Genomic DNA, 8721 nt, shown 5'->3' on the forward strand with positions numbered 1-8721 from the left:
TCGCCCGGCAATCCTCAGATCCCCGTGAACTACCGGGGTCAGCCGGCGAGATCGGTGACGAGCCGCTCGGCCAGTTCGGCGGACGACTGCGGGTTCTGACCGGTGTAGACGTTGCGGTCCACCACGACGTGCGAGCCCCACGGCTCGGCGGCCGAGGAGTATTCCGCACCCAGCTCGACCAGTTTGTTTTCGAGGAGCCAGGGAGCGTTGGCGGCCAGACCCACCTGCTCCTCCTCGACGTTGGAGAAACCGGTCATCCGGTAGCCGGCGAACGGCGAGGAGGCCGGGTCCTCGGACGCGGCGAGCACGGCGGCGGGGGCGTGGCAGAGCAGGGCCACGGGCGAGCCGGCGCTCACGCGCTCGGTCAGGATCGCCCCGGACGTCTGGTCGCGGGCCAGGTCCTCGAGCGGGCCGTGGCCGCCGGGGTAGAAGACCAGGTCGTACTCCGAGTGGTCCACGGACGCCAGGTCGACGGGCGAGTTCAGAACGGGGGCGAGCTGGTCGAGCGAGGCCTTGACCTTCTCGAGGGTCTGCGGATCGCCCGCCCCCTCGCCGAGGCTGGCCTGGTCGACCGTGGGCGCGCGGCCCCCGGGAGTGGCCACGGTGACGTTCCACCCGGCCCCGGTGAAGACCTCGTAGGGCGTGACGAACTCCTCGGCCCAGAACCCGGTGGGGTGCGCGGAGCCGTCCTTGAGGGTCCAGTGGTCGGCGGCGGACAGGATCATGAGGACGCTGGTCATGGCCGCGACCCTACGGAGGTCACGCTGAACCGCAACTGAACGCGTCCGGGGTGTTTCGGGTCACAGACGACGCGGGGTAAGCGAATGCTCTCCGGGTTCCCGAGCCCGTGATCTTCAGACGGCCCCCCGCCCTACCAGCAGCGATTCGAATGACAGCCATGTTGACGATGTATCAGCAGGTCAACGCGCCGGAACAGCGTTCCCATTCTTAGTCGACGAAGCAATTGAGCTCTGGTCGCCGTCTGCTTAATGTCTCCGGAGCGTATCGATAAAGAGGCGCATACCCCTACCCGATCCTCACGCACGGAGGCACATGTGGACCCCTTCTACGGAAGCATCTCGAGCCCACTTTGGGTAATGGCCAACGCCGCCTTGGCCGGTGTCATCAATATGATCCCGGGTGCCCAAGCGGCCTCGACCGATCTGTATCGCACTCAGTACGAGCTCGGCGTCGATGCAGGATTGCCTGCCTATCAACTGGAAGTCCTGAAAAACAATGCCATCGCCTGGGGCTGGTGGTGAGATGAACGGCCTTGGGCCGCGCCCTAAGGTCCTCTGGCTTGCCGCCGGTGCACTCTCGCTCGTAGGCATCACCTGCGGAGTTGCACTTGCCCACCTGACTCATGCCTCCCCCAATGCCGGTGAATCCGTGGCCGCTACCAGCGAGCTGTCCCAAGGTGGACTCAGCTCACCCCGACCCCCAGCTCAACCCTGGAATACAAGCGCGACTATGTCGGCCACGACATCGGTCGCGGCGCCCTCCAGCGAGGTGAACTTGCCGGACCAAGGCGTGTTAGTGCCCCCTCAGGCTGCACCTGCGCAAGTGGTCCAGGTCCCGATACCGCTGCCCCCGGTGCAAGCCAACCCGCCGAATCCTCCCGCGCCCGCACCTATGTCCGCTGCCCCTCTGGCTCCAGCGCCTGCTCCGTCGCCGCGTATCGAGGTTTCACTCATTCCGCTCAAACCCCAAGAACCAGTTCGACCTGGACAGCTCCAAGTCGGTTGACTACTGGCCACACCTGAAGAATGGAGACAAGACAATGGGCATTATCGAAGGTCTCGCTCTGATCGGCGCAGTCCTCCTCGGGCCAGCGGCCGCCGCCGCTGCGGCAATCGGTTTGACTCCGCCTTTGGTCGGAGGAATCGCACTGGGAGCGGGAACCGCCGCTGTAGTTGGGGGAGCGGGAGCCGCCGCCTCTGTGTCAAACCCGTTTGTGATGGATGGTGTTGAAAACGCCGCGTTTAAAGGCCACAACGATCTCGTCGCAGGATCAGCCAACTTACTCAATGGACTCCAGCTCCCCGGCATTCCGGAGTTCCACGTCAACTAAGCTTCCGCCGGTCTTCATTGCTTGCTCATTCATCGGCAACCCCGCTCCGGTCCGATACCGGTTGGGTCGCGGCAGGGTTACGGTGCTTGAATAGCGCGATGACCAGCGTGACCTATCTGCAGCAGACCGACGCGTCCTGGCTGCGCCCGGCTCGCCGCGCGGACCTGACGATCTCCCGGGTCTTCCCGGCCGAGCCCGCCTTCAACTCGCAGATGTACCGCGAGATCGGCGCCGACTGGAAGTGGACCGACCGACTCGACTGGTCGGACGGACGCTGGGCCTCGTACTGCGCGGACCCCTGCGTCACCACCTTCCGGGCGACCCGGGGCGGCGAGGTCGCCGGGTTCGCCGAGTTGCGCATGAGCCCGTGCGGGGACGAGCCGGGCTCGGGCCACGGGGACCCGGCCGACGGGGTCGATGTGGAGATCGTCTATTTCGGCCTGCTCCCCCGCTTCGCCGGCCTGGGACTCGGCGGATGGTTCCTCTCCGAGACCGTCCGGATCGCCTGGCAGGTCCCGGGGTGCCGCAGGGTCTGGCTGCACACGTGCGGGGACGACTCCCCGGCCGCGATCCCGAACTACCTGTCCCGCGGGTTCGTCGAGTACGCCCGGGAGGACACCGGCTGCGCGGCCTGCACGGCCTGACTCACTGCTGGGTCAGCCGGCTCAGTGACCGTCCACCCATTCGCGAGACCAGTTTCTCCGAGACGGCACCGAATGCCTGCAGCTCGTCGTCGTCGAGCCCGTCGAACAGCCACTCCGCCAGCGCGACACGCGCCGACACGACCTCCTCGACGATCCGACGCGACTCGTCGGTGAGGTTGACCAGACGGACCCGCCGGTCGTCCGGCGGCATGGTCCGGACCACGTGTCCGCTGGCGACCAGCCCGTCGACGAGTGCGGTGACCTGGCGCGGCGAGCAGTCCAGGAAGGTCGCCAGCTCCACCTGCTTGCACTCGCCCTCGAGCCCCAGGACGAACAGCAACTCCAGTCGCGGCACCGTGAGGCCGTAGTTCGCCGCAGCGCGCTCGATCGAACCCGACATCTCCTCGGCCAGCATCAACGCGCGATCGAGAATCTCACTCCCAGACAGTGCCACGCGTATATAGTTACCACTATTCACCTTTCCCACACCTGCCGACCGGCGGTGGACGAGGCGCAGGAGACATCGTGAACGTGACCATCCCAGCAGGATTCGACTTCACCGACCCGGACCTGTTCGAGAAACGACTCCCGCATGAGGAGTGGCGCCAGTTGCGGCAGACCGAACCGATACACCGCGTCGACAAGCGTCCCGGGTCGGACGGCTTCGACGACGACCACTACTGGCTCGTCACCAGGCACGCCGACGTCAAGGAGATCTCGCGCCTCACCGGCGAACTGTTCTCCGCGGGGGAGAACACGATGATCCCTCGGTTCTCCGAGGGAACCGACCGCTCGATCATCGAGGCGCAGCGGTCGATGCTGGTCAACGAGGACGGTGAGATCCACAAGAAGCACCGCCGGATCATCTCCCGCGGCTTCACCCCACGCGGCGTGGCCGGCATGCGCGAGGAACTCGCCGACCGCGCGCGCAAGATCGTCACCGCCGCCGCGGAGTCGAACGCCGACGACTTCGTCACCGCGATCGCCTCCGAGCTCCCGCTCCAGGCGATCGCGGATCTGCTCGGCGTGCCGCAGGAGGACCGCCACAAGATCTTCGAGTGGTCCAACATCATGACCAGCTACGACGCCGGGGGCGACCCCGACGCTCCCGCCATCGCGTCCATGGAACTCATCGGGTACGCGAACACCATGGCCGAGGACCGCGCCGCCAACCCGCGGGACGACATCGTGACCAAGCTCGTCCAGGCCGACGTCGACGGAGAGCACCTGTCGCCCGAGGAGTTCGGCTGGTTCGTCACCCTGCTGTCCGTCGCCGGCAACGAGACCACCCGCAACGCCACCACCCACGGCATGGTGGCCATGCTGGAGAACCCCGACCAGTGGGAGTTGTTCAAGCGCGAGCGCCCGGAGACCGCCTACGACGAGATCCTCCGGTGGGCCTCACCGATCACCCAGTTCCAGCGGACCGCCATGGAGGACGTCGAGATCGGGGGCGTGTCCATCGCCGAGGGGGATCGCGTGCTGATCTGCTACGGATCGGCGAACTTCGACGAGGACGTCTTCGAGGACCCGTTCACGTTCAACATCCTCCGCGACCCGAACCCCCACGTGACCTTCGGTGGGCAGGGTCCCCATTACTGCCTCGGCGCCAATCTGGCCAAGATGCAGCTCGAGATCATCTTCAACGCCGTCGCCGACTATTTTCCCGACCTCACCGCGCTGGGCGAACCCACGCGGCTGCGGTCCGGCTGGCTCAACGGCCTCACCGAGTGGAAGGTCGACCTGGGCACCTGTCCTGTGGCCCACTGAGCTTCAGGAATCGGCCGGGCCGCCGTGGTTCCGCGGAGCCGCTCCTCCCGGTGAACTCTCGCCTGCCCCCCTGCTCGTGCGGCAGTGCATCGGGGGACGCGCGTGCCGGTCTCACCCGAGCCAGGCTCCCAACAGCATGTAGGTGGCGGTACCCACGATGATGCTCGCCGCCGCCCGTCGCCACACCAGGTGCACCGCCAGGGTGAGAGCCAACGCGGCTCCGGCGGGCAGCCAGGAGCCGAGGGCGGCGGTGGTGTCGCGCAGGGTGTAGACCACCAGCACCACCATCACGCCGGCCGGCATCGTGCGGCCCAGATAGCGCACGACCCGCGAGTCGCGGAGCCGGGTGAGCGCGACGAACGGGGCGGCGCGCAGGGCCATGGTCACGACGAACATCACTCCCAGCCCGGCGAGCAGATAGCCGGCTCCCGGCACCGGGGCACCGGTCAACGGTGAGCTCACGCCGGTTCCCGCCCCTCGCGGGTCGCCCACGCGTACCGCGCGATCAACACGGCCACGAACGCGCACAGCCCCACGATCAGCATCTGCTCCGGGGCCAGCCACGCCGCCACCAGACCGCACACCAGGCCGATCACGGGGGCCGGCAGGTCTCCCGAGGCACGCCACGCGTCCACCGCGAGGACGGCGAACAGCGCGGTCAGCGCGAACTGCAGACCGTCGAGCCCGGCGGGCAGAGCGGCCCCGACGAGCGCGCCGACGATGCCGGGGACCACCCACAGCGTCTGACAGGTGAGGGAGATGGTCAACGTCCGCGCCCCCGTCATCTCCGTGCGCCGCTTGGTGGCGGTGATCGCGTAGACCTCGTCGGTGAGCGCGTAGACGGCGTAGAGGCGGCCGAGACGCGAGCGGATGGCGTCCAACGGGAAACTCAGTCCGTAGAAGACGTGGCGGAAGTTGACCAGGAACGCCGCCGCGGCCAGCGAGTACAGGGGAGTGAGGGCCGTGAGCAGACCGATCGCCAGGAACTCCATGGACCCCGCGTAGATCACCACGGAGAACACCGGGGCCCACCACCACGCGAATCCCGCCTGGGTGAGCAGGACCCCGAACGCCAGTCCCAGGGGGACCAGACCGAGTCCGACCGTGGAGCAGTCGGCCAGACCCTTGCGGATCTCTGCGCTGGTAGAGGGGGTGGACGGCACGCGGAGCAGTGTAGCGACCGCGGGGGTCTGGTCACCCCCGACGGGACGGGGCACACTTGGTGGCGTGAGCGTGCGCGAGGCCACTCCGCCGCCCGGGGTGAGGCGGCTCATCTCGTATGCCGTGGAGGGGATCGGCCCGCGGCCGCAGCGGCCACCACACCGGGGGCTGCCCTCCTCCACCCTGACCCTCGTCGTCGCCACGGACGCTCCTCTGCTGTGCTCGTGTTCCTTCGCGGACTGGGCCCGGCGGGAGGGGGTACGCCACGACGTCTGCCTCGGCGGGTTCCACACCCGACCCGTCTACCTGCAACGGCCCGACCGCGAGGAAGGCGTCCAGGTCGCGGTGCACCCCCTCGCCGCGCGGCGCCTGTTCGGGATGCCGGCGTCCGCTCTCTCCGAGCTCACGCACGAGGGCGAAGACGTCCTCGGTTCCCGGGTCCGGGCGCTTCACTCGCGGGTGGCCTCGGCACCCGCCCGTGACCGCGCCGACCTCGTGGCCGCGGGCCTGGCCTCGGCGGCGGACAGGTACGAACGCGTACCCGGTCCGCGCCGGGAGGTGGTGGGCGCGTGGCGACTGCTCGAGGCCTCCGGTGGTCGCATGCGGGTGTCCCGGGTGGCCTCGGAGGTCGGGGTGACGCCCCGCCACCTGTCGACGCTCTGCAGGGCCGAACTGGGGATCGGGACCAAGGCGCTCGCCGACCTGATGCGGTTCGAGTCAACTCACTCGGCCCTGCGTGAGGCCGTTCGCGGGGCCTCGGGGCCACGGCCGGACGGGCTCCGACTGGCCGACCTCGCCCACGACCACGGGTACGCCGACCACGCCCACCTCGACGCCGCCTATCGGCGGTACGCGGGCACGTCGCCGACGAACTGGATCGAGGAGGAGTTCCGAAACATCCAAGCCTGGCCGCCCGACCCCGGGGGAGACTCACCGGCATGAGTACACACGAACCCGGCGCCGAACCCGCGCCCACCGTCTGGCACTGCTTCCGCTGCACCGACTCCCGGGTCGTGATCGACTGGCTGGTCGAGGCCCTGGGCTTCGTCGAGACCGTCTCGCACACCGAGGGCGGGCGGATCGTCCACGCAGAACTGCTCTGGCCCGAGGGCGGAGGCGTCATGCTCGGGGACGGCGGGCGAGGGGACGACGACCCGCACGCCACACCACCCGGGACGGGTCTCGCCTACGTGGTGACGGCCGATTCCGACGCCGTCTACCAGCGCGCCCGGGCGGCGGGGGCCGAGATCGTCATGGAGATGCACGACACCGACTACGGTGACCACACCTTCTCCGCCCGAGACCCCGAGGGGAACGTGTGGTCGGTGGGGCAGTACCGGGGTCACCCGGCGCCCGGCGCGGCCACCGGGTGACGGCCGGGCACACCGGTCGGGATCACCGGACCCGGTCGGCGCGAGGCACGACGGGCACGGCCAGCGCGGCCACCAGCGCGGCCCCGGCGAAGACCGGCCCGTAACCCCACCGGTCGATTCCCGCCGCGAAGACCGGGGTGATCGCCGAGATCGCGAGGAACTGCGCGGTGTTCTGGACTCCGAGGGCCCGCCCGCTCCAATGGGGTCCGGCGTGTTCGGCGACCGCGGTGAAGGCGAGTCCGTTGTCCGCCACGGACAGGACCGTCGCGATCACGGCGAGGGCCACGGCGACCACACCGGGGGCCCCGAACACCTCCGCGGCAGCCAGGACCGCCAGGCCGACCGAGACCGACACGGCAACCGCGCGAAGCGGAGTCAGCCGCGAGCCCACGCGGTCGGAGATCACGCCGACGACGATGCGTCCGACCGCACCCAACAGTTGCGCCACCGTCACGACCGCGCCGGCCGAGACGGGCGACCAGCCGTGCCCGAGGACCAACCACGCGAGCATGAACGACTGCATGAGCGCCTGGGGGAGTACGAGCAGCACCGAGACGCCGTGGATCCGGTGCAGGTAGCGCGACGCCCGGTACGGCGAGGTGGCGAGTGTGGTGGACCCGGGGTCGTGACGGTCCGGCCGGGGAGGATCGGTGACGACGACGAGCGCCGCGACCGCGGAGACCGCAGCCATGACCAGGGGGACCGCCAGCGCGGCCCGGAGACCCTGCGAGGCGGCCAGCGCCGGCATGGACATCGCCGCGACCGCCGCTCCGAGGGGTTGCGACATCTGCCGGACGCCCATCGCCATGCCCCGTCGACCAGCGGGGAACCATCCCACCACCAGTCGACCGCTCGCCGAGGCCGCCGATGCCGAGGCCGCTCCCGCGAGCAGGAAGCACACGCCGAGGAGGGTCAGTGACGGGGTGATGAGAGCGCCTGCCAGGGCGGCCGTGGTGAGAACGGATCCGCTCACGAGCACGAGCCGCTCTCCGGCGCGGTCGACGAGCCAGCCCCAGGCCACGAGAGTGAGTGCGGTCCCGACCGAGGGCATGGCCACGAGCGCACCCGCGGCGGGGAGCGACAGGCCGGCCACCGAGTGGAGGTAGGGGAGAAGGAAGGCCACACCGGCCACGAACGCCGAGGCGGAGGACGCGGCGAGCGTACCGACGCCGAGGATCGCCCACTGTCGTGGGCCCACCCGGGTCTCGCCGCTCGCTCCTGCGTCCACCAGCGGGAGAATACTCGCGGTCCTACTATCTGACTACTTCGTCTCACATAATGAGACACCCGACCGGTCGGGTCGGATCAGTTCACGTCCCCGTCGTTCACGAAGGTCGCGTAGAGGGGGAGAGGCATCTCCTGGCGACGCAGCACCGTTCCCCAGACGTCCACGTGCGCCGGCGCGAGCAGATCGCTCGGCAGGCTGGGGGCCACGTACCAGTCGCCGCGGTCGAGCTCTCCCTGCAACTGCCCGGGCGCCCAGCCGGTGTACCCCACGAACACGCGCATCCCCTCCACGGAGTCGCGGAGCAGGTCGGGTTCGCTGTCGAGGTCCACCACGTGGACCCTGCCCTCGATCTGCTGCAACCCCTGGTGCATCTCGCCGTCGACGCCCGACCCGAGCACCACCAGCGCGATCCCGGTGTCCGGCTTGACCGGGCCTCCGATGTGGAACACGGCCGGTGGCGCACACATCTCCGCC

Annotated in this window: 12 protein-coding genes; 6 read left to right on the forward strand and 6 right to left on the reverse strand. The window is 69.3% G+C overall.

The features are described 5' to 3' along the window. Positions 1–38 precede the first annotated feature (38 nt). Positions 39–740 (reverse strand): type 1 glutamine amidotransferase domain-containing protein, encoded by a 702-nt coding sequence (locus tag G6022_RS05270; protein ID WP_182638475.1) that lies wholly within the window; start codon positions 738–740, stop codon positions 39–41. 357 nt (positions 741–1097) lie between these two features. On the opposite strand from G6022_RS05270, the gene G6022_RS05275 reads away from it, so the two are divergent. The 3 genes from G6022_RS05275 (at position 1098) to G6022_RS05285 (ending at position 2715) form a co-directional block, all read left to right on the forward strand. Continuing rightward, entirely contained in the window at positions 1098–1262 is a 165-nt protein-coding gene (locus G6022_RS05275) for a hypothetical protein (protein WP_179523984.1), read from the forward strand. 518 nt (positions 1263–1780) lie between these two features. Continuing rightward, the gene (locus G6022_RS05280) at positions 1781–2071 is read left to right on the forward strand and encodes a hypothetical protein (protein WP_179523985.1); all 291 of its coding nucleotides are present in this window, start codon (positions 1781–1783) and stop codon (positions 2069–2071) included. Positions 2072–2169: 98 nt separating this feature from the next. Further along, complete coding sequence (locus tag G6022_RS05285; RefSeq protein ID WP_179523986.1) at positions 2170–2715, forward strand: GNAT family N-acetyltransferase; 546 nt, start codon at positions 2170–2172, stop codon at positions 2713–2715. Position 2716: 1 nt separating this feature from the next. Here G6022_RS05285 and G6022_RS05290 read toward each other — a convergent pair whose 3' ends face one another. Next, complete coding sequence (locus G6022_RS05290) at positions 2717–3169, reverse strand: MarR family transcriptional regulator (RefSeq protein WP_304816738.1); 453 nt, start codon at positions 3167–3169, stop codon at positions 2717–2719. A 71-nt stretch (positions 3170–3240) separates the two neighbouring features. Here G6022_RS05290 and G6022_RS05295 point away from each other — a divergent pair, with 71 nt between their 5' ends. Next, positions 3241–4485, forward strand: coding sequence for a cytochrome P450 (locus G6022_RS05295; protein ID WP_304816736.1), 1245 nt, complete (start codon positions 3241–3243; stop codon positions 4483–4485). Between the two features lie 111 nt (positions 4486–4596). On the opposite strand, the gene G6022_RS05300 is transcribed toward G6022_RS05295, so the two are convergent. Both G6022_RS05300 and G6022_RS05305 read right to left on the reverse strand, forming a co-directional pair. Then, the gene (locus tag G6022_RS05300; RefSeq protein ID WP_179526069.1) at positions 4597–4881 is read right to left on the reverse strand and encodes an AzlD domain-containing protein; all 285 of its coding nucleotides are present in this window, start codon (positions 4879–4881) and stop codon (positions 4597–4599) included. A 62-nt stretch (positions 4882–4943) separates the two neighbouring features. After that, positions 4944–5648 (reverse strand): AzlC family ABC transporter permease, encoded by a 705-nt coding sequence (locus tag G6022_RS05305; RefSeq protein WP_179523987.1) that lies wholly within the window; start codon positions 5646–5648, stop codon positions 4944–4946. Positions 5649–5712: 64 nt separating this feature from the next. Between G6022_RS05305 and G6022_RS17135 the strand changes: the two genes are divergently transcribed. Next, a complete protein-coding gene (locus tag G6022_RS17135; RefSeq protein WP_182638474.1) occupies positions 5713–6588 on the forward strand; it encodes a helix-turn-helix domain-containing protein in 876 nt (291 codons plus the stop codon). Beyond that, positions 6585–7019: a VOC family protein gene (locus tag G6022_RS05315; protein WP_182638473.1), complete on the forward strand. Its 435-nt coding sequence runs from the start codon at positions 6585–6587 to the stop codon at positions 7017–7019. The genes G6022_RS17135 and G6022_RS05315 overlap by 4 nt, the downstream gene beginning before the upstream one ends. A 22-nt stretch (positions 7020–7041) precedes the next feature. On the opposite strand, the gene G6022_RS05320 is transcribed toward G6022_RS05315, so the two are convergent. Together G6022_RS05320 and G6022_RS05325 are read right to left on the reverse strand one after the other, a co-directional pair. Next, complete coding sequence (locus tag G6022_RS05320) at positions 7042–8247, reverse strand: MFS transporter (RefSeq protein ID WP_347237755.1); 1206 nt, start codon at positions 8245–8247, stop codon at positions 7042–7044. A 77-nt stretch (positions 8248–8324) separates the two neighbouring features. Further along, positions 8325–8721: YqgE/AlgH family protein (locus G6022_RS05325; RefSeq protein WP_182691128.1), on the reverse strand; the 397-nt coding region annotated here is incomplete at its 5' end.

Origin of the sequence: Dietzia sp. Cai40 (assembly GCF_014145165.1) — a bacterium.
Classification (GTDB): domain Bacteria; phylum Actinomycetota; class Actinomycetes; order Mycobacteriales; family Mycobacteriaceae; genus Dietzia; species Dietzia natronolimnaea.

Excerpts from the sequence above, each read along its gene's own strand:
- G6022_RS05315 (WP_182638473.1), top strand. The coding sequence starts at position 6,585 with ATGAGTACACACGAACCCGGCGCCGAACCCGCGCCCACCGTCTGGCAC.
- G6022_RS05300 (WP_179526069.1), bottom strand. The coding sequence starts at position 4,881 with ATGTTCGTCGTGACCATGGCCCTGCGCGCCGCCCCGTTCGTCGCGCTC.
- G6022_RS05270 (WP_182638475.1), bottom strand. The coding sequence starts at position 740 with ATGACCAGCGTCCTCATGATCCTGTCCGCCGCCGACCACTGGACCCTC.
- G6022_RS05275 (WP_179523984.1), top strand. The coding sequence starts at position 1,098 with ATGGCCAACGCCGCCTTGGCCGGTGTCATCAATATGATCCCGGGTGCC.
- G6022_RS05285 (WP_179523986.1), top strand. The coding sequence starts at position 2,170 with ATGACCAGCGTGACCTATCTGCAGCAGACCGACGCGTCCTGGCTGCGC.
- G6022_RS05280 (WP_179523985.1), top strand. The coding sequence starts at position 1,781 with ATGGGCATTATCGAAGGTCTCGCTCTGATCGGCGCAGTCCTCCTCGGG.